24 protein-coding genes are annotated in these 22,522 nt (G+C 63.4%); 15 read left to right on the forward strand and 9 right to left on the reverse strand.

Features of this window, described 5'->3' with window-relative positions:
• Positions 1 to 351 precede the first annotated feature (351 nt).
• Positions 352 to 600, forward strand: coding sequence for a hypothetical protein (locus C1A35_RS36840; protein ID WP_234823070.1), 249 nt, complete (start codon positions 352 to 354; stop codon positions 598 to 600).
• The gene (locus C1A35_RS37280; protein ID WP_440271580.1) at positions 597 to 1,019 is read left to right on the forward strand and encodes a DUF2306 domain-containing protein; all 423 of its coding nucleotides are present in this window, start codon (positions 597 to 599) and stop codon (positions 1,017 to 1,019) included. The genes C1A35_RS36840 and C1A35_RS37280 overlap by 4 nt, the downstream gene beginning before the upstream one ends.
• A 150-nt stretch (positions 1,020 to 1,169) precedes the next feature.
• Here C1A35_RS37280 and C1A35_RS31135 read toward each other — a convergent pair whose 3' ends face one another.
• From C1A35_RS31135 to C1A35_RS31170, 8 genes are all read right to left on the reverse strand, one after another.
• The gene (locus C1A35_RS31135; RefSeq protein WP_104668102.1) at positions 1,170 to 2,114 is read right to left on the reverse strand and encodes a carbohydrate kinase family protein; all 945 of its coding nucleotides are present in this window, start codon (positions 2,112 to 2,114) and stop codon (positions 1,170 to 1,172) included.
• On the reverse strand, positions 2,111 to 2,629 hold the full coding sequence (locus C1A35_RS31140) for an ureidoglycolate lyase (RefSeq protein WP_104668103.1): 519 nt from the start codon (positions 2,627 to 2,629) through the stop codon (positions 2,111 to 2,113). Before C1A35_RS31140 ends, C1A35_RS31135 begins: the two co-directional genes overlap by 4 nt.
• Positions 2,626 to 3,366, reverse strand: coding sequence for a BtpA/SgcQ family protein (locus tag C1A35_RS31145; protein WP_104668104.1), 741 nt, complete (start codon positions 3,364 to 3,366; stop codon positions 2,626 to 2,628). The genes C1A35_RS31140 and C1A35_RS31145 overlap by 4 nt, the downstream gene beginning before the upstream one ends.
• Position 3,367: 1 nt before the next feature.
• Entirely contained in the window at positions 3,368 to 4,168 is an 801-nt protein-coding gene (locus C1A35_RS31150; protein WP_158665209.1) for a GntR family transcriptional regulator, read from the reverse strand.
• Between the two features lie 21 nt (positions 4,169 to 4,189).
• Entirely contained in the window at positions 4,190 to 5,050 is an 861-nt protein-coding gene (locus C1A35_RS31155; protein WP_104668106.1) for an ABC transporter substrate-binding protein, read from the reverse strand.
• A 31-nt stretch (positions 5,051 to 5,081) separates the two neighbouring features.
• Positions 5,082 to 5,846: an amino acid ABC transporter ATP-binding protein gene (locus C1A35_RS31160; protein WP_104668107.1), complete on the reverse strand. Its 765-nt coding sequence runs from the start codon at positions 5,844 to 5,846 to the stop codon at positions 5,082 to 5,084.
• The gene (locus C1A35_RS31165; protein WP_440271582.1) at positions 5,843 to 6,745 is read right to left on the reverse strand and encodes an amino acid ABC transporter permease; all 903 of its coding nucleotides are present in this window, start codon (positions 6,743 to 6,745) and stop codon (positions 5,843 to 5,845) included. The genes C1A35_RS31160 and C1A35_RS31165 overlap by 4 nt, the downstream gene beginning before the upstream one ends.
• Before the next feature lie 183 nt (positions 6,746 to 6,928).
• Positions 6,929 to 7,858, reverse strand: coding sequence for a LysR family transcriptional regulator (locus tag C1A35_RS31170; RefSeq protein ID WP_104668109.1), 930 nt, complete (start codon positions 7,856 to 7,858; stop codon positions 6,929 to 6,931).
• A gap of 93 nt (positions 7,859 to 7,951) precedes the next feature.
• On the opposite strand from C1A35_RS31170, the gene speB reads away from it, so the two are divergent.
• The 7 genes from speB to betA all read left to right on the forward strand — a co-directional run bounded on the left by speB (position 7,952) and on the right by betA (position 14,772).
• Positions 7,952 to 8,923 carry an agmatinase gene (gene speB / locus C1A35_RS31175; protein ID WP_104668110.1) on the forward strand — a complete coding sequence of 324 codons (972 nt, stop codon included), beginning with the start codon at positions 7,952 to 7,954 and terminating at the stop codon, positions 8,921 to 8,923.
• 3 nt (positions 8,924 to 8,926) lie between these two features.
• On the forward strand, positions 8,927 to 9,709 hold the full coding sequence (locus C1A35_RS31180) for an SDR family NAD(P)-dependent oxidoreductase (protein ID WP_104668111.1): 783 nt from the start codon (positions 8,927 to 8,929) through the stop codon (positions 9,707 to 9,709).
• Positions 9,706 to 10,443 (forward strand): SDR family NAD(P)-dependent oxidoreductase, encoded by a 738-nt coding sequence (locus C1A35_RS31185; protein ID WP_104668112.1) that lies wholly within the window; start codon positions 9,706 to 9,708, stop codon positions 10,441 to 10,443. The genes C1A35_RS31180 and C1A35_RS31185 overlap by 4 nt, the downstream gene beginning before the upstream one ends.
• Positions 10,440 to 11,330, forward strand: a complete 891-nt coding sequence (locus C1A35_RS31190) for a polysaccharide deacetylase family protein (protein ID WP_104668113.1) — start codon at positions 10,440 to 10,442, stop codon at positions 11,328 to 11,330. Before C1A35_RS31185 ends, C1A35_RS31190 begins: the two co-directional genes overlap by 4 nt.
• Before the next feature lie 102 nt (positions 11,331 to 11,432).
• The gene (locus C1A35_RS31195; protein ID WP_089046047.1) at positions 11,433 to 11,603 is read left to right on the forward strand and encodes a hypothetical protein; all 171 of its coding nucleotides are present in this window, start codon (positions 11,433 to 11,435) and stop codon (positions 11,601 to 11,603) included.
• A gap of 1 nt (position 11,604) precedes the next feature.
• Positions 11,605 to 13,068, forward strand: coding sequence for a purine-cytosine permease family protein (locus tag C1A35_RS31200; RefSeq protein WP_104668114.1), 1,464 nt, complete (start codon positions 11,605 to 11,607; stop codon positions 13,066 to 13,068).
• A gap of 18 nt (positions 13,069 to 13,086) precedes the next feature.
• On the forward strand, positions 13,087 to 14,772 hold the full coding sequence (gene betA, locus C1A35_RS31205; RefSeq protein WP_104668115.1) for a choline dehydrogenase: 1,686 nt from the start codon (positions 13,087 to 13,089) through the stop codon (positions 14,770 to 14,772).
• 124 nt (positions 14,773 to 14,896) lie between these two features.
• On the opposite strand, the gene pdxR is transcribed toward betA, so the two are convergent.
• Positions 14,897 to 16,399, reverse strand: a complete 1,503-nt coding sequence (gene pdxR, locus C1A35_RS31210; protein ID WP_158665210.1) for a MocR-like pyridoxine biosynthesis transcription factor PdxR — start codon at positions 16,397 to 16,399, stop codon at positions 14,897 to 14,899.
• A 252-nt stretch (positions 16,400 to 16,651) separates the two neighbouring features.
• Between pdxR and C1A35_RS31215 the strand changes: the two genes are divergently transcribed.
• The 6 genes from C1A35_RS31215 (at position 16,652) to C1A35_RS31240 (ending at position 22,417) form a co-directional block, all read left to right on the forward strand.
• Complete coding sequence (locus C1A35_RS31215; protein WP_234823077.1) at positions 16,652 to 17,746, forward strand: ABC transporter substrate-binding protein; 1,095 nt, start codon at positions 16,652 to 16,654, stop codon at positions 17,744 to 17,746.
• Positions 17,747 to 17,827: 81 nt separating this feature from the next.
• Positions 17,828 to 18,712: an ABC transporter permease gene (locus C1A35_RS31220; RefSeq protein ID WP_104668118.1), complete on the forward strand. Its 885-nt coding sequence runs from the start codon at positions 17,828 to 17,830 to the stop codon at positions 18,710 to 18,712.
• Complete coding sequence (locus C1A35_RS31225; protein ID WP_104668119.1) at positions 18,709 to 19,497, forward strand: ABC transporter permease; 789 nt, start codon at positions 18,709 to 18,711, stop codon at positions 19,495 to 19,497. The genes C1A35_RS31220 and C1A35_RS31225 overlap by 4 nt, the downstream gene beginning before the upstream one ends.
• A 2-nt stretch (positions 19,498 to 19,499) precedes the next feature.
• Positions 19,500 to 20,558, forward strand: a complete 1,059-nt coding sequence (locus C1A35_RS31230; protein ID WP_104668120.1) for an ABC transporter ATP-binding protein — start codon at positions 19,500 to 19,502, stop codon at positions 20,556 to 20,558.
• A 42-nt stretch (positions 20,559 to 20,600) separates the two neighbouring features.
• A complete protein-coding gene (locus C1A35_RS31235; RefSeq protein ID WP_104668121.1) occupies positions 20,601 to 21,632 on the forward strand; it encodes a sugar phosphate isomerase/epimerase family protein in 1,032 nt (343 codons plus the stop codon).
• Positions 21,629 to 22,417, forward strand: a complete 789-nt coding sequence (locus tag C1A35_RS31240; RefSeq protein WP_104668122.1) for an inositol monophosphatase family protein — start codon at positions 21,629 to 21,631, stop codon at positions 22,415 to 22,417. The genes C1A35_RS31235 and C1A35_RS31240 overlap by 4 nt, the downstream gene beginning before the upstream one ends.
• The last annotated feature ends 105 nt before the right edge of the window (positions 22,418 to 22,522 follow it).

The raw sequence follows: 22,522 nt of genomic DNA on the forward strand, positions 1-22,522 counted from the left end.
GGGAGGAACCCGAACTGTTTGACGGGGAAATCCGGGCAGCGTTCAAGGTGATGCGCTAGATTTTGATCAAACTCGGCTGCTTGCGACACGCTGCGGCAGTCTCATGCGTCGTGCCGGCTGTCATCGATCCGCAAACCCTCCCGCCCTCCATTTGATGTCGAGGTGATTGTGGAGTGCGTCTGGGGTCGCATAGTGCAGCGGCGGATTGCCGGACTCCACATCGGGCGCTCCTCGGCCGATCCTGCCTGGGCTCTTTCCCGGATGAGATCGCGTTAGAGCCAGCGTTCTTGCAATTCAGATTATAGCGAAGGGGTCGTATTTTCTGCCGTCCTCTCGAGAAAAGCGATCAACATGAGCATTCTGAGCGACAGCTTGCCCCGCAAGACGACATGGGTTCTCTTCATCGTATCGGCGGTAGGCATAGCCCTATACTCCGCGCCACCGTACCTGACGCTCGATCGTGCTTGGAGCAAGATCCCGCTCAACAGCGCCTATCTTTCTCATCTGCTCTGGGTATCGGCGCACGGTGTTCCGGGCGCCGTGGCTCTTCTCATCGGCCCGTTCCAGTTCCTTGCCGGATTTACGCGGTCTCGATCGTGATTGGCAGCGTCGCGGGCTTTGTATCCGCGCTGATGTCCACGTCCGGTATCCCCGCGCAGATCGGCTTCATTCTCCTGGCCCTGGCCTGGTTGCTCACGATGTGGAAGGGCTATCAGGCTGCCAGAGCTCGCCGCTTTACCGATCACCGCATCTGGATGATCCGCAACTACGCCCTGACATTTGCCGCTGTACTCCTGGGTGTTTCTCGGCCTTGGCAGCGTAGCGATGTCCATCTGGCCTCACGTGACGTTCAACGACATCTACCTTGCCAGCATCTGGGGTTCGATCTTGGTCTGTGCCGTCCTCGCGGAGTGGCTGTTCGTAAGCCCCTTCCCAAGGGGGGCGGGGCTGATCGTCTTTTGTCCACGCTGGCTTTTGCGTACGGTCGGCCGCGCTGGCCTGGGTTCATGCGAATATGAGGCTGCGGCCTCCAGTTCCCGCTTTGTGCGTTTAAAATCGCATAATGTATCCAGTGGAAGTGGCTGAGTACCGCTTCCTATGGGTCCACCAAACGGCACAAACGAACGCGCTTTCTGATATGGCTGGGGAGTTTTGGCCTATAGGCCCGTTCAACGAACGGGCGCCTGGAGCGTCCTCTGTCGCCAGCACACGACATCTTCGAAAGTGGCCTTGCCTGCCCGCGGGCCATGAATGGTCACGGCGCGGGAAGCCGCCGCGACTGCGAAATCGAGCGCCTCTTCGAAGATCCGGTCTTGCGAGAGGCACCAGGTCAGCGTGCCGCCGAAGGTGTCGCCGGCGCCGGTGACATCGACGACGTCGACGGCAAAGCCGGGCACGCGAAGAACGGTGTCCCGATCGCGAGCCTCGGCGCCATCGGCCGCCAACGTGCGGACAACCCGGTCGATCCGGTGCTCGCGCATCCAGTCGCCGATGAGGCTGATGTCGTCGTGGCCGAAGGCGGCGTGAAAGCCGATCTGGTTGAAGATGACGACAGCCGCTCCGGTCAGATAGGGCATGTCCTCGAGCGTGCATCCGCCGACATCGAGGTCGAAGATCGTCCGGCGGCCATGGGAACGCAGATCCTTGAGGAGTTCGGCCTGCTTCAACACGCCGTCCGGTTTTTGGGCGTGCAGCCGGCGGACGCGATAGAGCGTGGTGTAGAGGTAACCCGGCTGGCGCAGCGCCTTCAGGCTTTTGTCTGAAAGCCACATCGGCTGCTCGCCCATCTCGACGGTGAGCACGATGTGCTCGCCCTCGACGAGAAAGATGAAATTGCGCGACTCCGGGATCGCCGGATCGATCAGCATGTGGTCGACGCCGACACCATTCTGCCTGAGATCGGCGATCAGCCGCTCGGAGAGCGGGCTGTTGTTCAGCAGCGAGATGAACTGCGTATCGCCGCCGAGACCGGCATGCACCACTGCGGCGTTGGCGATGGAGCCTCCTGCTTCGGCGGGAAGTTCCTTGACCATGCCCTTGTCGGCACGCCCGGGCCAGCGGTCGGCCGTGTAGTATTCGTCGAGGGCGACATCGCCGATGAAGAATGCGGTCATTTCGTCGATCCCGTGCCTGCTGCCGCGGACACCTTTATCGGGCCGCCCGAGACGGGGACCCACGGGCTTTCGCCGAGGCCGCAGACGGCCATCCAGTAATAGGGTGCGGAACCGGAAACGCCCCGGCAGGCGTCATGCCAGACATTGCGATCCATGACGACAGCTTGCCCGGGCGCGATCACGAAGGCTTCGATCTCGTCACGATGCGGCTGGTCGGCATCCGACGCCGGCGCAACCGCAAGGATGACGGGGGCGGCGAGGCAGAAGATCGCCTCTTCGGTCAGCGGGTGCCGCTCCATCGCCCGGCAATCCCAGGGCGCTTGCCCCCCACGGGTGATGCCGAGATGGCCGCCGCCGTCGATCAATGGCGTTTTCGTAAAACCGTCGTTCCAGCCGTCGCCGACCGTCCAGACCACCTTGCCGTCCGTGTCGTCGGTCAGGTCGTAGGCCCGGCCGTAGCGGGAAAAATTGTCCGATGTTACCGGGCGGGCGTGGATGGCGTCGACGGCGCTCATGCCGCACTCCTGATCGCGCGCACGACGCGCATCAATCCCGCGACATGGGCGGCTTCGACCCGGCCGGTGTCCTTGTGATCGTGCTTGAACCAGCTGCCGACAACGGCGCCGTCGGCGTGGGCCAGTTGCTCACGCGCATTGGCTTCGGTGAGACCGGCGCCGATCAGAAGCGGTGTCTCGCCACCCGTTGCAGTGCGGAAGCGCGCCACCTTGTCCATGTCGGTCGGCTGGCCGGTTGCGTCCGAGGTGACGACCAGCCCGTCGCAGCGCGATGCACCGATGCGCACGTCTTCCGCCTCTTCGCGACCCGAAAGCACCGGCTGATACTTGAAGCGCACGCCACCGAGGAGCAGGGCCGTCACACCGTCGCGGCGGGTCTGGAGTTCGGTCGCAAAGGGGGCATCCGCATCCGGCGGCAGGTGCCCGGCGACGGAATCCACCTGGATGAAGGAGACCGGGTAGGTCCGCGCGAGCGCGAAGGCGCGCGCATCGTCGCGCAGGACGTTGACACCGATGCGCGTCCCGAGGTCGAGACGGAAGATCCGCTCCAGCACCCGCTCGACATCCTCGGCATCGCCGAAATAGTTCTCGACCACCAGCCCGTCGACGCCTTCGCCGGCCATGATGCGGGCTTCCTCTTCGGCCTGGGCGAGCTTGGCCTGAGCGCCGTCGCCGGCAAGGTGCAGCATGCCGAGGATCGGTTTTTGGATGGTGAAGGTGTCGCCGAAGCGGCTCATGTCATGTCTCCTGCACGCCGTGCGGCGCGGTCTCGCGGCCCCAGCGCGTTGCAAATTTCATCTGGACTGCCGGCGAGTAGACGATCGACGTGCGCTCGACCAACCGGTCGTCCGCGTCGAGCACATCCCCGCTGGCGCAAAGGTAGCCCGGCACGTCCTGCGCCGGGGCAAAGACCTCCCGCAGGCGATCGGAAGCCGGCACGACGGTCAGCAGCAGTTCCGAACGCAGGGGGTGACGGTCATAGTCGCGGCGCAACACCTCGTAGAGGGATTGCGACGCGAAGTCGTATCGATCAAGCCCGGGATAAAGGGCGAGATCGAGCTCGGACGTGTCGACGTTCAGCCAGGTGACGCTGTCGCCGTTGGCAAGCCCGCGGGCGCGCACCAGCACGAGCTGGCCATTGTCCACCCGGTGCTCCAGCACCCGCGTCAGCGGGCGCTGGCCCTGTTTTCGGGCGAGTTCCGTGAAGCTGCCGAAGTTCCAGATGTTGTGGCTGATCGGCCGGTGCGAGACGATCGTGCCGCGACCGCGAACCTGCCGGACCAGACCTTCCGACACCAGAAGCGCCATCGCATTGCGCACGGTCGTTCGGGCAATGCCGAACTGGTCGCGCAACTGGTTCTCCGAGGGAATGGCTTCACCTTCGGAAAAGTCGCCGCTCAGGATCGCAGCGCGTAGCGCCCGATAGAGCTGCCGGTAAAGCTGCTCGCTCGAATAGAGATCGGGGCGCAGCCGCGACAGTCGATCGTCGGGGCGTTCGCCGCTTACGGTTGAGGCGTCTGGCATGGAAGGATGGGTCAAGGCAGGCTCCGGCGCGGTTCGTTACTGGGTGGCTCCGTTTATCTTGAACTCCTCGACACCCGCCTGTTTCAAGCCATAGCGGTCGAGGATCTGTGCATAAGTGCCGTCGGCTTTCATGGCGTCGAGCGCGCCCTTGATTGCATCGCGCAGTTGCGTGTTGGCTTTCGCAAAGGCGATGCCGTAGTGGTTGATCTCGCCGACCTCGCCGATCTGGTAGAACTTGTCCGGTTCCTGCTTCATCAGGTCGAGCAGACCCTCAAGCCCGATAACCGAAGCCTGGGCGCGGCCCTGGCGGATCTGCATGATGTGCTCGGCCTGGGTCGGGATCTGGATGACGGTGATCAGCTTGTCGGCCGGGCAGATCGATTTTCCGAGGTTCTCCGCCCAGGTGACCCAGCTCGTTCCGGTCGCAACCGCAACCGTCTTGCCGCAGAGGTCGGCCTCGGTCTTGATCTCACCCTGGTGATCGGCGGTCGAATAAAAGACGTTGCCGGTCTTGAAGTAGTCGATGAAGTCGAGCTGCGTCTGGCGCTCCACCTTGTCGGAGAAGGCCGTCATGATCAGGTCGGAGCGGCCGGTAACCACCTGCGGGATCAGCTGCGGAAACTCGACATTCTGGAATTCCGCCGTCAGGCCGAGCCGCTCGGCGATCGCCTTGGCGAGATCGATGTCGAAGCCCTTGAGCTCGGTCGAGCCTGCGTCGCTGTATTCCATCGGCGGATAGGCAAGGCTGATCGTGACGTTCAGCTTGCCGGTGTCGCGCACGGCATCCGGCAGCGCGGCGGCCAGCTTTTCGTCGGCAGCATGGGCAGCACTCCCTGCGGCAAGGCTGATGAAGGTGGCGGAGGCAAGCGCCATGGCCATCGGCAGCAGTCGTTTCATTTCCTGTTCTCCCTTTTGTGAACTCTTGTGGTCAGGCAAGCACCCGGCTGAGGAATGTGCGCACGCGCGGATCGTCGGGGTTGCTGAGGACCTGTTGCGGCGCGCCGTTTTCGCGGATCTCGCCGTCGATCATCACTACGACCCGGTCGGCGACTTCTCTTGCGAAGCCGATCTCGTGGGTGACGACGATCATCGTGGTGCCGCCGCGCGCCAGATTGCGCATGACTTCCAGAATCTCGCCGACGAGCTCTGGGTCGAGCGCGCTGGTCGGCTCGTCGAAGAGCATGACGCGCGGCTCCATGGCGAGTGCCCGGGCAATCGCCACGCGCTGCTTCTGACCGCCGGAAAGCTGCGACGGATAGCTCGATGCCTTGGCCGCCATGCCCACCTGTTCAAGCAGGCCCATGGCACGGGCCTCGGCGTCGGCACGGCTGAGGCCCCGCACCACCATCGGACCCTCGATGACGTTGCCGAGCACCGTGCGGTGCGCAAAGAGATTGAAATGCTGGAACACCATGCCGAGCTGGCTTTGCTGGGCGCGCAGTCGCTTGACCGGCAGTTCCTGCAGTGCGCCGCGGGCAAGTTCGTAGCCCATGATCGCGCCGTCCACCCAGACATAACCGCCATTGGGCGTTTCGAGATGGTTGATGCAGCGCAGGAACGTGCTCTTGCCGCTGCCCGAGGGCCCGAGGATGCAGAGAACCTCGCCATAGGTGACGTCCAGATCGAGTCCCTTCAGGACTTCGTGACTGCCAAAACTCTTGCGGATACCGACCGCCTTGACTGCAAGTGTCATGCTTCACCCGTGACGGCCGGACGCCGCGCCCATCCCTTGAACCAGCGGCGTTCGGTGGTTGTCGTTGCGGCATCGCGGCCGAAATGGCGTTCGAGATAGTACTGGCCGATGGAAAGAACGGTGGTTCCGGCCAGGTACCAGACGGCGCAGACGAACAGCAGTTCGATGACGGCGCCATTGATGAAGTAGATGCGCTGGGCCGCGTTCAGCATTTCGCCCATGGCGATGGTGGCAGCGAGCGAGGAGAATTTCAGCATGCCGATGGCGCTGTTGCCGAGCACGGGCAGGATCAGCCGCAGGGTCTGCGGCAGGATGATGCGTCGCATCGTCTGGCCGGGCGTCATGCCAAGCGTATGGGCGGCTTCCTTCTGGCCCTTGTCGACCGAACCGATGCCACCGCGCACGACTTCCGTCAGGTACGACCCTTCGTTGACGCCGAGACCGAGGACGGCCGCAACGAAGGGCGTCACGACGTCGACCATGCGCGCGTCGATGAGGCCGGGGATATAGAGCTTCGGGAAGACAAGCGCGATGTTGAACCAGATGAGGAGCTGCAGCAGTACCGGCGTACCGCGGAACACCCAGACATAGAGCCAGGCTGCAAACCGCAGGATCGGGTTTTCCGAGAGCCGCATGATGCCGAAGGCGAAGCCGAGCAGCACGCCGAGTACCAGGGCGCAGGCCGAGATCAGCAGAGTCCAGCCGAAACCGGTGATGATGACGCCGGCCGTCAGAAACTCGCCGACCACGGTCCACTGGATCTGACCCACGGCGAAGGCGCGTCCGATCACGGCGATGAGCAGGATGACGAGGCCGCCGCTGATCCAGCGTCCGGGGTGTTTCAGCCGGCGGATGGCGACGTCGGGGCCGGGAAGATCCGCCAGCGACAGTGTTGAAATTGGATTTGACGTAGACTGCATGGCATCCACTTGTAGGGTTAGGCCTACAACTTGATACGAGCGCGCCAAGACGGAGTCAAGCCGGCCCTCCAGCAATATTTGTAAGGGCGCATATTCGGAGCCAATGGAGGGCCGCGGCGTCGTTGCGCCGCCGCTTCCGCACGTCGCACTGAGGCTATCGGGCTAGGGGTGGCGTGCGCTGGCGATGATGGCTTGGGCAAGCGTCTCGGCGGCGCGCGAGGCCTTGCTGCGAGGATGAGCGATATGGAACATGTCCTCGAAGGTCATGCGTTGGGGCAAAAGCAGTCGCAGGCGGCCGCTGCGCACCCATTCGTCGGCGTAATGGTCGGGCAGGAAACCGATATAGGCGCCGGAAAGCAAGAGCAGCAGCGTGCCCTCCATGTGCGGTGTTGACGCGGCCCAGTGGAAATTGATGCCACAGATCGTCTCGGCGAGCATGTAGGTGCGGCCTGCGAAGGATTGCGCTTCCAGGAGTTCGTCGGTTAGAGCTTCATCTGGCATCTCGAACAGCGGATGACCTTTGGCGCAATAAAGTTTCTGCACCTCGGAAAACACTGGCTGTGAGCGGAAATGCGGGGTGGCGCCGCCGACTGACGGCATCAGGACGATCTGGTAGCTGCCGTTCAACAGCCCCTGGTGCAGCACCTGCGGTGCGGCGACGTCGATTTCGAGGTGGACACGCGGTGCCTGCCGGTGAAAGGCGGCAAGCGCGCCTTGAAGGTCGAGATCCCGGTTGGTGATCATCGCGTCGACGGTGCCGAAGGACAGGCTGCCGGTCAGTTCTCCCTGCGCTTCGCCGACCCGGCTCTGGAACTTTTCCAGCGAGCCGAAGAGGTCCAAAGTCGCCTCGTAAACCAAGCGGCCTTCGTCGGTCAGAAGGAATCCGCTACGCCCGCGGCTGCAAAGGCGCAAGCCCAGCCGTTCCTCGAGGTGGCGCATATGGGTGGAGATGGTCGCCTGCGTCATCCCGAGGGCAGTCTGGGCGGCGGAGAATCCACCATGCTGGACGACGGAGGCAAAGACGCGCAGCAATCTTAGCTCGGCATCGCCGAGTGACAGATTGAGCACGCGATGGCGAACCTTGTTGATCATCCATTGATTAAGTCACAACTAAACATCCAATCATAGATATTTTTAAGCGTATCGGCCTTCCGTCACACTCCCTTCATCCTGAGGAGGAGAGACATGGCGGGTAATTCCTATGAAACCGGACGGCTGAACCTGCCGTTCGTCGGCATCTGCACCTTCGGCAAGTATCCCTATCAGCCGGACTGGGATGCGATCGACGCCGATGTCGCGATCCTCGGCGCACCGTTCGACTGCGGCACGCAATGGCGGGCCGGCACCCGCTTCGGGCCGCGTGCGATCCGCGAGGCGTCCACTCTGTTTTCCTTCGGCCACGGCGGCGCCTACGATCACGAGGACGACGTCACCTACCTGCCGAGCGACAAGGTATCGATCGTCGATATCGGTGACGCCGACATCGTTCACACCGATACGATGAAGAGCCACGCCAACATCGAATTCGGCGTGCGCAAAATCCTGGCCGCCGGTGCGCTTCCGGTGGTGCTCGGCGGTGACCATTCGGTCAACATCCCCTGCATCAACGCCTTCGAAGACGACTGTGCTGAAAACGGCCCGATCCATATCGTCCAGATCGACGCGCATCTCGATTTCGTCGACGAGCGCCATGGCGTTCGCTACGGCCACGGCAACCCCATGCGCCGCGCCGCCGAAAAGCCCTATGTCTCCGGGCTCTCGCAGCTCGGCATCCGCAACGTCTCCTCGACTGCCAAGGAAGGCTACGAGGATGCGCGCGCCATGGGCTCCGATATCCTGTCGGTGCGCCAGATCCGCGCGCTCGGCACGGAAAAGGTGGCCGCCCGGGTTCCGGCTGGCGTACGCTATTACGTCACCATCGACATCGACGGTTTCGATCCGTCGATCGCGCCCGGCACCGGCACGCCGTCCCATGGCGGCTTCATCTATTACGAGGTCCTGGAAATCCTCGCCGCCCTCGCCAAGCGCGGCACCATCGTCGGCATCGACCTGGTCGAGGTCGCGCCCGATTACGACCACTCCGGTTCTACGTCGATCCTCGCAGCGCAGGTGCTGATGAACCTCATCGGCCGCGCCATGCACGCAAGGAGAGGCTGAGCCATGGGGCGCATTGCTTACGATTTTTCCGGCGAACATGTGCTGGTGACAGGGGCCAGCCGCGGCATCGGTCGGGCGGTGGCGGAAGGCTTTGCCGCCGCCGGTGCCGAGGTGACGATCCTTTCGTCCGGCCGTGGAATTCACGAAGCCGCCCGCGAGATGTCCGAACGCTTCGGCCGCAGGATCGCAAGTCTCCAATGCGATATCACCGACAGTGCCGCGGTGAAGGCGACGCTGGCGGCGTTCGGTCGTCTCGACGTGCTGGTCAACAATGCCGGGCTCGAGCGCATCACGCCCGTGACCGACGACGACGACAGCGTCGAGGACACGTTCCGCCGCATCACCGATATCAACACCAACGGCACCTTCTACGTGACCCGGCATGCGCTGCCGCATATGCGCGCCGGCGGCCGCATCATCGTCACCGCGTCGATCTGGAGCCGGGTCGCGGTGCCGGAGTTCTCCGCCTACATTGCCTCCAAGCATGCCAATCTCGGTTTTACCCGGGTGATGGCCAAGGAACTCGGGGAGAGGGGCATTCGCGTCAATGCCGTCTGCCCCGGTTGGGTGCGCACCGAGGCGGCGATGCTGTCGCTGAAGAACATGTCGCTGCGCACCGGCCGCAGCGAGGAGGATCTCTTGGCCGAAATCGTCGGCGCTCAGGTTTTGCCGGGCCTTCTGGAACCGGAAGACCTCGCTGCACCCTATCTCTTCCTCGCTTCCGATGGTGCCAAGGACATGACCGGCCAGGCGCTGATGCTCGACCGCGGCGAGGTGATGGCATGAGCGCGCGTGTTCTTGTCACCGGCGCCTATCGCGGCATAGGTGCGGCCTGCGCTTTGGCTTTTGCCGCATCCGGCGCCCGCGTCGCGCTTGCCGATATCCGCAAACCGGACGAGACGGCGATTTCGGCCGGACAGGCAGGGGCTGCGGAGACCCTGACGCTTGCCTGCGATGTCTCAGACGAAGGTTCGGTCGCCGCCATCGGCGATGCCGTGCGCCAGCAGTTTGGCGGGTTGGATGTGGTCGTTCACTGCGCCGGCGTCATTCATGAAGCGCCCTTGCTTGAAACGCCCGTTGCCGATTTCGATCGGGTCATCGCCATCAACCTGCGTGGCAGCTTCCTCGTCGGCAAGATGGCGTTGGGGCTGATGGAGGGAACGTCCGAGGCGCCGGCCCGGCTCATCATGATTGCCTCCGACATGGCCTACTACGGCCGCGAGACCTTCTCGCCCTATGTCGCGTCCAAGCATGGCGTGCTCGGCCTCGTTCGCTCCTGGGCGAAGGAATTCGCGCCGTGCGTGCTCGTCAATGCCATCTGCCCCGGCCCGATCGATACCGAGATGCTCGGTGCTGCAAACATGAGCGCCGAATGGCGCGCAAGGGAACTGGCGATCCCGCTCGCGCGCTTCGGCACGCCCGAGGAGATCGGCGAACTCGCACTGTTCCTCGCCGGCTCCGGCGGACGCTACTTCACCGGCCAGGGCATCGGCAGCAACGGCGGGAGTGTCATGCCATGATCCGCAATCCCATTCCCTGGCCGAATGGCGCGAAATGCGCTGCCTCCATCACCTTCGACATGGATGCCGACAGCCTCGTTCATATCGCCCATCCAAAGGATGGCCACAGCCGCGTATCGGCGATCTCGATGCTGCAATATGGGCCGAAGGTCGCGATCCCGCGCATTGTCGAGAGCTACCGGCAACTCGGCATCAAGCAGACCTTCTTCGTGCCGGCCTGGTGCATCGAGCAGTATCCGCAGGCAATCGAAGCGATCCTTGAAGGCGGCCACGAGCTCGCCCATCACGGCTTTCTGCACGAGCATCCGCGCGAACTCTCGGACGACGAGGAGACCTACTGGCTCGACCGCGGCATCGAAGTGATTGTCAGGGCAAGCGGCAAGCGTCCGCGTGGCTGGCGGGCACCGCTCTACAATTTCTCGCACCGCTCCGCCGATCTCCTGGTGTCGCGCGGGTTCGCCTACGACGCCTCGCTGATGGGCGATGACATTCCCTATCTGCTCGAATGCGCCGCCGGCAGCCTCGTGGAGTTGCCGTCGCACTGGGGCCTCGACGACTGGCCGCAATATGTCCAGTCGATGGACCTCGACTACATGATGCCGATCCGCGCGCCGGAACAGGGCTTTGCCACCTTCGCGCAGGAGTTCGAGGCGGCCTATCGCCATGGCGCGCTCTGGGTGCCGGTGGTGCATCCCTTTGCCACCGGCAGGCTTGCCCGCTGGGAGGTGGTGCACCGCTTTCTCGAACAGGTTCTTTCGCGTGGTGACGTCTGGTTCGCGCCGATGGAGGAGATAGCCGCCCATGTGCGGCGTGTTGTCGAAAACGGCAGCTGGTCGCCGAGGATTGACCGACTGCCCTTCTATTCCGAGCCCGTCAGGGTTCGGTAGCCGGCAGCGGGCTCGCCTGCTTCCGAAGATCGGCGGCTGATGGAGCCGCAACGGACTTCGCGGAAAGACGCCAGAAGGCGCGACGCGAAAAGGGGAACGACGATGGAAAACAACGATATCGCCTGGCAGAGCGAACTGGCGCGCCGCGCCCGCATCTATGAGGACATCGAGGCGGGCGACCGCTTCGAGGGCACGATGACCGCGCTCGACTACACCGGCATGACCGTACTGACGCTGGTGCTGGTCGTCGGCTTCTGGCTCTGGGGGGCTTGAGATGACCGATCATGTCGCGCACGAACGTCTCGCCACCTTGAAGACCGAGCAGGAAGAGGCCGCCTGCAATCGTGCCGCCGCCGAGCGGGGCGACGCGCCATTGCTGCCATCCGAAAGGCTCTGGGGCTTCTGGGAGTTCACCTACGCCAATTCGGCGCTGGCGATCGCCACCTGGGCCTTCCTGATCGGCGGCTCCGTCGGCCTCTTCGTTGGTCCGAAGGAGGGCATCGCCGCCATTGTCATCGGCAACATCGTCGGCGTCGTGCTGACGGCGCTCGCCACCACCACCATGACCGGCCGTTACGGCGTCGAGCAGTTCGTCGCGCTGCGCAGCCAGTTCGGTTACAACGGCAGCCGCGTCGTCTATGTGCTGGCCGTCGTCGTGCTCACCATGGGCTGGCTTGCGGTTCTTGCGATGATGTTCGGCCGCTCGATCGACGGGCTGATGGCGCTGAGTTCCGGCGAGGCCGCCAATCCGACCGGCGTGAAAATGATCATCGCCGCAATCGGCGCAATCCTGCTCACCTGGTTCATCGTCGCCAAGGGGCCGACCTCGATCAAGTTCTTCAACATGGTCGTGTCGCCGGCGCTGGTGCTCTTGATGGTGGCGATGCTCTACCTCATCCTCAGCCATCATTCGATCGGCGAACTCCTGGCGCTGCCGGCCCTTGCTCCGCCCTTCGAAGACAAGACGTTGAACTTCATCGTCGCGGTCGAGGTCAATCTGGCCGCCGGCTTCTCCTGGTGGCCCTATATCGGCAATCTGGCGCGGCTGACGAAGAACGAGCGGACTGCTTTTTGGCCCAACATCCTCGGCATCTTCGGTGCTGCAGCGCTTGGCGAAATCGTCGGCCTGCTTGCCGCGGTCGCGCTCGGCGAAAGCGATCCGACGATCTGGATGACGAAGATCGCCGGACCGATGATCGGCATCGTCGCGCTGCTTTTCGTCGCCTTTGCCAACATGACCTCGATGGCAAACATCCTCTACACGTCGATTGTCGGGCTCAGGCAGGTCGGAACCGCATCTGTCCGTGCAATCTCCTGGGGCGCGATCCTGTTCCTCTTCTGCCTCATCCCGTTCGGGCTCGTGGTCTTCTACCCGCAGATGTATGACGGTTTCTTCATCTTCCTCGTCTGGACTTCGGCGCTGAATTCCGCGCTCGCCGGCATCGGGATCGCCGACTACTTCTTCCTGCGTGGCCAGAAGCTTGACATGCGCAGCCTGCACGGGCCGCAGGAAAACGGACCCTATCGGTTCTGGGCGGGCTTCAACCCCATCGGGCTCTTTGCCCTTGCGGTCGGTTTCATCGTCTATGTCGCCGTCTTCAACCCACAGACGCTCGCAAGCCTGCCGGCCTTCAAATACCTGACCGCCTCCGTGCCGTCCTGCCTTGCCGCTGGCGCCACCCACTACGCGCTCACGCGGCTTTTTGCCCGTGGCCGTGGTTGGGGCCAATACCCGTAACGCCTGGAGAATACCGCCATGAGCGACACCTACGATTACATCATCATCGGCGCAGGATCGGCCGGCTGCGTGCTCGCCAACCGCCTTTCGGAGGACCCGTCGACGAGGGTGCTGGTTCTTGAATTCGGCGGCAGCGACAAGTCGATCTTCATCCAGATGCCGACGGCGCTTTCGATCCCGATGAACGGAACGAAGTACAATTGGAAATACATGACCCTGCCGGAGCCCGGCCTCGACGGCCGGCGCGTGCATTGCCCGCGCGGCAAGGTCATCGGCGGCTCGTCCTCGATCAACGGGCTCGTCTACATGCGCGGCCACGCCCGTGATTTCGACGAGTGGGAGGAACTGGGCGCGCGCGGCTGGCGCTACGCCAATTGCCTGCCCTATTTCCAGCGCGCCGAAAGCTGGCACGACGGAGGCGACAGCTATCGGGGTGCTGCCGGCCCGCTTGCGACCAATGCCGGCAACAGGATGAAGAACCCGCTCTATGGTGCCTTTGTCGATGCCGGCCGCGAGGCGGGCTACATCACCACCGAAGATCCGAATGGTCACATGCAGGAAGGCTTTGGGCCGATGCACATGACCGTCAAGGACGGCGTGCGTTGGTCGACGGCCAACGCCTATCTGAAGCCGGCGATGAACAGGCCAAACCTCACGGTCATCACCCATGCGATGACGCGGCGCGTGCTTGTCGAAGGCAAGCACGCCGTCGGCGTCGAATACGAGCTCGGCGGCGAGCGCCATGTTGCGCGCGCCAACCGCGAGGTGCTGATTTCCTCCGGACCGATCGGCTCGCCGCACCTGCTGCAGCGCTCCGGCATCGGTCCGGCGGCGGTGCTGAAGCAGGCCGGCGTCCCCGTGCTGCACGACTTGCCCGGGGTTGGCGAAAACCTGCAGGACCACTCTGAGGTCTATATCCAGTATGCCTGCAAGGAGCCGATCACGCTGAACGGCAAGATGGGGCTCTTCAGCAAGGCCTTGATCGGGGCCGAATGGCTGTTGTTCAAGAAGGGGCTGTCGGTCTCCAACCATTTCGAAAGCGGCGGCTTCATTCGCTCCGACGCCTCGCTCCAATGGCCGGATATCCAGTTCCATTTCCTGCCGGCCGCCATGCGCTACGACGGCAAGAAGCCGCTCGACGGCCATGGTTTCATGGTGCTGACCGGGCCGAACAAGCCGAAGAGCCGCGGCTATGTCCGGCTTCGCTCTCCGGAAGCCCATGAACAGCCCGATATCCTCTTCAACTACCTCGATCGCGAGGAGGATCGCGAGGGCTTCCGCCGCTGCCTGCGGCTGACGCGCGAGATCATCGCCCAGCCGGCCTTCGACCGTTTCCGTGGCGAGGAAATGGCGCCAGGCAAGGATGTTCGAAGCAACGACGAAATCGACGCCTGGGTTCGCGAGACGATGGAAAGCACCTATCACCCCTGCGGTTCCTGCCGCATGGGCGAGGATGGAATGGCGGTCGTCGACAGCGAGCTCAAGGTGCGCGGTATCGACGGCTTGCGGGTGATCGACAGTTCGGTCTTCCCTTCGGAGCCCAATGCCAACCTCAATGCACCGACGATCATGCTGGCTGAGCGCGCCTCGGACATGGTGCGTGGCAAGCCGCTGCTCGCCGCCTCCAACGCCGAAGTCGGCGTTGCCCCCGGTGTCGGCGTTACCCAGCGCAGTGGCAAGCCGCTGCGCGCCGTCCGGCAATAATGACCTTGGAAAAGGCGGTGCGTCATGTTGCGCGGGATCGGTTACGTGGTGTCCAGGCGGCTTCGCGGCGATGACGAGGAGCCGAACGGATGGGCCCTGGCGGTCGAGAGCCTCCTAAACCGCCTCATCGCCGGCTGTCGACTTGCCTCCGGGCGATCGCCTCCGCCAGCCGGAGAAGAAGCGGCCGCATCCGATCTGCCGGAACGCCGGCATAGCCGAGAATGAGTGCTGCCGGCTGAGGTGTCGCGATCGCATAGTCGGACAGAGGATAACATTGCAGCCCCGCATCGAGCACTGCGCGGTGCGAGGCCCGATCTTCCCGACCGCCCTCCAGCCAGGCGAGTGCGTTGAGCCCGCTTTCGGAGCAGTCGATGCGGGCAAGCCCGGCAAGCGCATCTCGCCCGGCTTGCATGAAAGCCTCGCGGCGCTCGGCGTAAAGGCCGCGCATGCGGCGTAGATGGCTGGCAAAATGACCGCCGCCGATGAACTCGGCGAGTGCGAGCTGGGTTTCCACCGGGACGCTGCGGTGGATCAGCCCCGAGAGCGTGCGAAATGTCCCGACGAGCTGGGGTGGCAGGACCAGAAAGCCGACGCGGATTCCCGGATAGAGCGCCTTGCTGAAACTGCCCGCGTAGATCACACGGTCGTCGCTGTCGATGGAGCGCATCGAAGGCAATGGCGCGCCGTCGTAGCGGAATTCGCTGTCGTAGTCGTCCTCGATGATCCAGGCGTCATGGGCCCGGGCCCATTCGAGCAGGGCAAGCCTGCGCGGCAGCGACAGGGTAACGCCGAGCGGGTGGTGGCGCGACGGCATGACGAAGGCGAGCCGTGCGTCGGGATAGCGAGCCTTCGCGCCGTCGACATCCATGCCGTCTGCATCGACATCGGCTGGACACAGCCGCAGCCCAAGCGTGCGAAACAGGTTGCTGGTGGTGACGGGCCCCGGATCCTCGAACCAAATCCCATCGCCAGGATCGGCAAGCGCCAAAGCCGAAAGCGTGAACGCGGCATGCCCGCCGGGCGTGATGACGATCTGTTCGGGATCGCAAGGGTCGCGCCGGTGCAGGGCCAGATATTCGGCGATCCTCTGCCGAAGCACCAGTTCGCCCGCGACGTCGCCATAGCCCATGGCCACGGCCTTGCCGCCGCGCGTAACAGCGTTCCAGCATTTCCTCCAGACAGCGAAGGGAAACCGGTCGAGCGCCGGACGGTTGGGCAGGAAAGGCCTGTCTTCCATTTGGCCGATGTCGGCCGCCATCCGGCTTGACAGGTCGCCAATTCGCGATAGCCGCGGCGGCGCGCGGTCGGCGACTTCGTGGCGAATGGGCATCGACAGCGGCTTTGCGGGTTGGCGCGGCAAGGCGGCCGAGACGAAAGTACCGGCGCCCTGTCGTGCCTCCAGATAACCCTCCGCCTTCAGGTTTTCGAGCACCCGCACCAGCGTCTGGCGCGACAGGCCCAACTCCTCGGCAAGGATGCGGCTTGCGGGGAGTCGTGTTCCGGCGCGCAGGTGTCCTTTCAGGATCGCCATGCGCAATTGGTCCTGCACCTGGCGGAATTTCGGCAGCGCGATTGTCGCGTCGAGGCGAAGGAAAGGCAGGATTGGCCCTTCAAGCTGTTTGACCATCGGCGAGTCTCCCAAAATTGGTACAGTCAATTGCACCATAATGGACGTTTCTTCGTCGTCCAATTGTTACATGCTGCCCCTACACGAAAACGCACCGATGCAGCCCTCCGCAGGACGCAGACAAGGTGCGGGGGAACCGGAACAGACGGCGGTGCCGACGACCGGATGCAAGGACAAAAGAGCAGCCATCGCCCACGATCCGTCGCCGACGGTCAACAGGAGGAAACCATGAAGAAGCTTCAATCGCGCGCAATGAGCCGCGCATTCGTCTCCACACTTGCCCTGGCCGCGGCGCTGCCGAGCATTGCCCGCGCCGAGTCCACAGAGGCGTTGGTTGCTGCCGCCACGAAAGAAGGCGCGCTCACGGTCATCGCGCTGCCGCATGACTGGTGCAACTACGGCGAGGTCATCGCCGGCTTCAAGGCAAAGTATCCAGGCATCGAGGTCAACGAGCTGAACCCCGACGCCGGTACCGCCGACGAGCTGGAAGCGATCCGCGCGAACAAGGGCAATACGGGCTCGCAGGCACCTGACGTCGTCGATCTCGGCCTGGCTTTTGCGCCGGCTGCCACCAAGGAGGGCCTCCTCCAACCCTACAAGGTGGCGACCTGGGAGGAGATTCCTGAAAACATCAAGGACGAGCAAGGCTACTGGTACGGCGACTATTACGGCGTCATGGCCTTCGGCGTGAACAAGGATCTGCTCGAGACCGCACCAGCCGATTGGTCGGACCTGTCGAAGTCGGAGTATTCCGGGGCTGTTGCACTGACCGGCGATCCGCGTTCCTCGGCACAGGCGATCCTGGCGCTGATGTCTGCGGGCATATCGCGGGGCGCCAAGCCTGGAACGGAATCGGGCGGCAAAGGCCTGGAGCTCTTTGCCGAATTGAACAAGTCCGGCAACTTTGTGCCGGTGCTCGGGAAGGCCGGCACCATCGCACAGGGCCAGACGCCGATCGTCGCTGCCTGGGATTACAATCTTCTAGCCTGGCGCGACGCGCTGAAGGGCAATCCGCCGATGGAGGTCGTCGTACCGACGAGCGGTGTCGTCGCCGGCGTCTACGTGCAGGCGATCTCCGCCTACGCGCCGCACCCGAACGCCGCCAAGCTCTGGATGGAATATCTCTATTCCGACGAAGGCCAGACCGGCTGGCTCAAGGGCTACTGCCACCCGGCGCGCTTCAATGCCATGTTGAAGGCTGGCAAGTTCCCGCAAGACCTGCTCGATAAGCTGCCGCCTGCCGAAGCCTATGAAAAGGCGATCTTCCCGACGGTCGACGAGCTTTCCGCCAACAAGACGGCTGTGGTCGAGGGCTGGGACAAGGTGGTCGGCGCCAACGTGAAGTAGTTCTCCGCTTGAGCAGGGAGGCTTCCCCGATATGGAAGCCTCTCGCCTGCCTTTGGCACAATCTTTCCTGGGACAAATCCGATGACGACAAGCGTCGCATCCCTGCCGGCAGCCTTCCGGCCACGACAGGTTCTCAGCTGGTTCGGAGTCGCCCCCTTCCTCGTCTTCGCCACGCTGTTCCTCATCCTGCCCACGCTGAACATCGTGCTCGGCGCGTTCCGCAACGCCGAGGGACAGATGACGCTGGAGAACCTCGGCAAGCTTCTTGCGCCATCCATTCGATCGGCCTTCTGGATCTCGATCGAGCTCAGCCTGCTGACGGCGGTGCTCGGGTGTCTGTTCGGCTTTCTTATCGCCGCCGCGATCACGCTCGGCGGCCTCCCGCGGCCACTTCGCGATGCCATCCTGACATTTTCGGGCGTCGCCTCCAATTTTGCCGGCGTGCCGCTTGCCTTCGCCTTCATCGCAACGCTCGGCCGCCTTGGCTTCGTGACGATGCTGCTGCGCCACTGGTTCGGCATCAATCTCTATGGCGCCGGCTTCAACATCGTCTCCTTCCTCGGTCTCGCACTCACCTATCTCTACTTCCAGATCCCGCTGATGGTGCTGATCATCACGCCGGCGCTGGAGGGGCTGCGCCGCGAATGGCGAGAGGCGGCCGAAAGCCTTGGCGCCAACGGTTTTCAGTACTGGCGACTGGTGGCTTTGCCCGTGCTCTGGCCCTCACTTCTCGGCACGCTGGCTCTGCTTTTCGCCAACTCCTTCGGAGCGGTTGCGACCGCCATTGCGCTGACCGGCTCATCGCTCTCGATCGCGCCGATCGTGCTCTTCGCACAGATCCGCGGTGACGTGCTCAACGATCCGCATCTGGGTTATGCGATCGCCTTTGCCATGATCCTTCTCACCGCCATTGCCAACGCAATCTACATCCTCCTGCGCATGCGCGCGGAAAGGTGGGTCAAATGACGGAAGGGCGTCTCTGGTCCTGGCTCGCCGTCGCTTTGGGCGGGCTCTATTTCCTGCTTCCGCTCGTCGGCATGTTCGACTTCTCGATGCGCATGCAGCGCGATGGCTACAGCTTCGAAGCTTACCGCGTGGTGCTGGCAGATCCGCAGTTCCAGCAAACCTTCGGCTACTCCGTCGTTCTGGCCTTGCTCACGATCGTTCTTGGAATCGCGATCATCGTGCCGACGGCCTATTTTGTCCGACTGCGGTTTCCCGGGTTGCGCCCGGTCGTCGAGTTCCTGACGCTGCTGCCACTGGTCATTCCGCCGATCGTCATCGTCTTCGGCTACATCCGCATCTACAATACATCCTCGGTCCTGCCACTGACGGGAAGCTGGTGGGGTACCAATCTCCTCATTCTGTTCGGCTATGCGACACTGTCGCTGCCCTACATGTATCGCTCCGTCGACACGGGCCTGCGCACCATCGATGTCGGCAGCCTGACGGAGGCAGCCCAGAGCCTGGGGTCTGGCTGGACGCGGATCCTCGCCGTCGTCATCCTGCCAAACGTCTTTGTCTCGGTGCTGTCCGGAGCCTTCCTGACCTTCGCGATCGTCATCGGCGAATATGTCTTTGCCGCCTTGCTCAACGTCGGCTCGTTCGGTCCCTACATGGTCTGGATGGGCGGCAACCGCGCCTACGAACCCTCGGCGCTTGCCGTTGTCGCCTTCGCCATCACCTGGGCCTGCATGGCGCTGATCCAGCTTGTCACCCGTTTCTCCAAGTTCTCCACCGTGAGGCGTTGACCATGGCTTTCCTCGATATACAGCACCTGGAAAAATCCTTTGGCCCGACCCGTGTCGTCAAGGATTTCAACCTCAACATCGAGAGAGGGGAGTTCGTCTCCTTTCTCGGCCCGTCCGGCTGCGGCAAGACCACGGTTTTGCGCATGGTCGCCGGCTTCGAGACGCCGACATCGGGCGCGATCCGTATCGACGGACGGGAGGTGACGGGGCTTCCCGCCAACCGGCGCAACATCGGCATGGTGTTCCAGGCCTATGCGCTTTTCCCAAATCTGACGGTGGCAGAAAACATAGGCTTCGGCCTCAAGGTCGCGGGTGAGGGCAAGGCGGCGATTGCACGGCGCGTCCGTGAAATGCTGGATCTGATTGGCTTGCCGCAACTCGGAGGGCGCTATCCGTTCCAGCTCTCCGGCGGCCAGCAGCAGCGCGTGGCGCTTGCGCGCGCGCTCGCGCCGCGCCCGCAGGTGCTGCTGCTCGATGAGCCGCTATCTGCATTGGATGCGAAGGTTCGCATCAGCCTGCGTGACGAGATCCGCCGGATTCAGCGCGATCTCGGCATCACCGCCATTTTCGTGACGCATGACCAGGAGGAGGCGCTATCGATTTCGGATCGCGTCGTGGTCATGCACCAGGGCGTCGCTGACCAGGTCGGCACGCCGTTCGAGATCTACAACCGTCCGGCGACGCGCTTCGTTGCGCAATTCGTCGGTACCCTCAATCTTCTCGACGTCGACGTATTGGATGCGACCACCGGCAAGGTGCGGCTTGGTGGTGTACCGGTGGCGCTGGACCAGCCGTTTCATGGTCGACCCGGCGAGCGCATCAGCCTGGCGATGCGCCCGGAATCGGTGGAACTGGGGCGCGGCGACAGCGATCGCGTCGTCCTTTCCGGCGAAATCGCCGCTGTGCATTTTCTCGGCTCGGTGATCCGCATCCGAGTGGCGGTCGCGGGCCAATTCGTTTCGCTCGATACGTTCAACCAGCCCGACAGGCCGCCGCCCTCGGTTGGTACCCCCGTAGAGGTCAGCCTGCCGCATCGCGACCTGATGGTGCTTGCCGCCTGACGATCCCTCAGCTCTGAAGTCGCCTGCGAAGGAGCCGGCTCTTTGACCGAAACGACGTTTGACGATCTGTCGTCGCCGGATTGGCGCGCGAAAATAGCCGCCCTTTCCGGCACAGCCCGCGCCCGGTTGGCGGCGCGGGCGCGCAACGCGCCGCTGTTTGCTCACGCCTATGCCTTTCACCTGAATATGCGTTTCGGTGGCGTGACACCGCTGCAGCTTGCCGAATTCGCCTATGAGCAGCGGCTCGTCGGCCTCAAGCTCCATGTCGAGGACGGAGAAGCGACAAGCCTTGCCCGCATGTCGGACGCAGCGCTTTCCGATTATGGCGTGGCGATAGCGCGGTACGGACTGGAACTGCATGTCGAGACCAGCACGACGGAGGCGGCGGGTCTTTCGGATGCAGTGCGTATTGCGCTTGCCACCGGTGCGACGTCGCTGCGTTGCTATCCGCGCTACGAGGGGCGCGTCTCCGAAATCCTCTCACGCACGATTGCGGATCTGCGACGATTGGAGACCTTCGATCCCGAGGGGCGGCTTCGCTACACGCTCGAACAGCACGAGGACCTGAAGTCGGAGGAACTGATCGGTATCGTGAAGGCGGTCGCCAATCCGCGCCTCGGCCTGCTGTTCGACTTCGGCAACATGATCAATGCCTATGAGCTGCCGTTGCCGGCGCTTGCCGCACAGGCGCCCTATGTGACCGAAGTGCATGTCAAAGACTGCCTCGTGAAGCACGATCGCGACGGCTGGGCGCACCTCGCCTGCCAAACAGGCACCGGCCATCTGCCGCTGCATGCGATGTTCGTGGACCTGCTTCTGCTTGGGCAGGACCGTCCGCAGGTCTTAAGCTTCGGGCTTGAGGAAGAGGAGGGCTATTTCGCGCCGGCCCTGCGCTTCCCCTCGGAGGAGAGCGACCCATTCATTGCGGCCCGCTCGGCGAGTTTCACGGACATCGGGACCACCGACCTTGAGGCGCGGCTGCGGCAAGAGGCGATTGCCGCTCATCGGCAGCTCGAAACTGTAAGAACCATGCTCAATCAGATTGCCGCTGAAGCTTTGAGGATAGAACGATGACCCACGAGCCTGACTGCCCACCGCCCTACCTTGAACTTGCGCACGCCATGGCCGATGCCGCAGCCAGTGTGATCCGTCCGCACTTCCGCAAGCGCGTTGTGATCGACGCCAAGGCCGATGCCAGCCCCGTCACCATTGCCGACCGCGACGCAGAGGCCAAGATGCGGCGAATGATCGAGGCACATTTTCCCGATCACGGGATAAGGGGGGAGGAATTCGGTGCTTGCCGGACGGATGCCGAATGGGTCTGGGTGCTCGATCCCATCGATGGCACGAAGTCGTTCATTTCCGGCTCGCTCGCCTTCGGCACGCAAATCGCATTGCTCCATCGCGGCGATCCTGTGCTCGGCATGATCAATCAGCCGATCACCGGCGAACGGTGGCTCGGAATGAGCTCGTCCGCGACCCTGAACGAGGAACCCATCCGCACGAGCGAAAAGACCGCACTGGGAGAGGCGATCCTTTACACCTCGGCGCTCGAACAGTTCGATCGCGCGCGCTACGAGCGCTTCGACGCGTTGACCGCCAAGGTGCGCTTCACCCGTATTTCTCACGATTGCTACGCGGCCGGGTTGTTGGCGCTGGGTGGTATCGATCTGCTGGTCGAAAGCAACGTTTTTGACTACGACATCCTCCCGCAGATGCCCATCATTCTGGCTGCAGGCGGCATCGTGACCGACTGGGATGGGCGGCCTCTTACGGATGCAACACGTTACGACACTGTGCTGATGGCGGCGAACGGCGAGCTCCATCGGGCCGCATTGGACGCGCTGCACCCGGCATGACGCTTGGCACTGCGGCCAGCCGTGCGACGCGTTCGCTCGCCCGTATCTTGTGGCGAGCGGGCACAAAGCTGCAGCGCTGGCCGGGGCGAACAGGAAGTGCGCTTG

Origin of the sequence: Ensifer adhaerens, assembly GCF_002940685.1 — a bacterium.
Classification (GTDB): Bacteria; Pseudomonadota; Alphaproteobacteria; order Rhizobiales; family Rhizobiaceae; genus Ensifer; species Ensifer adhaerens_E.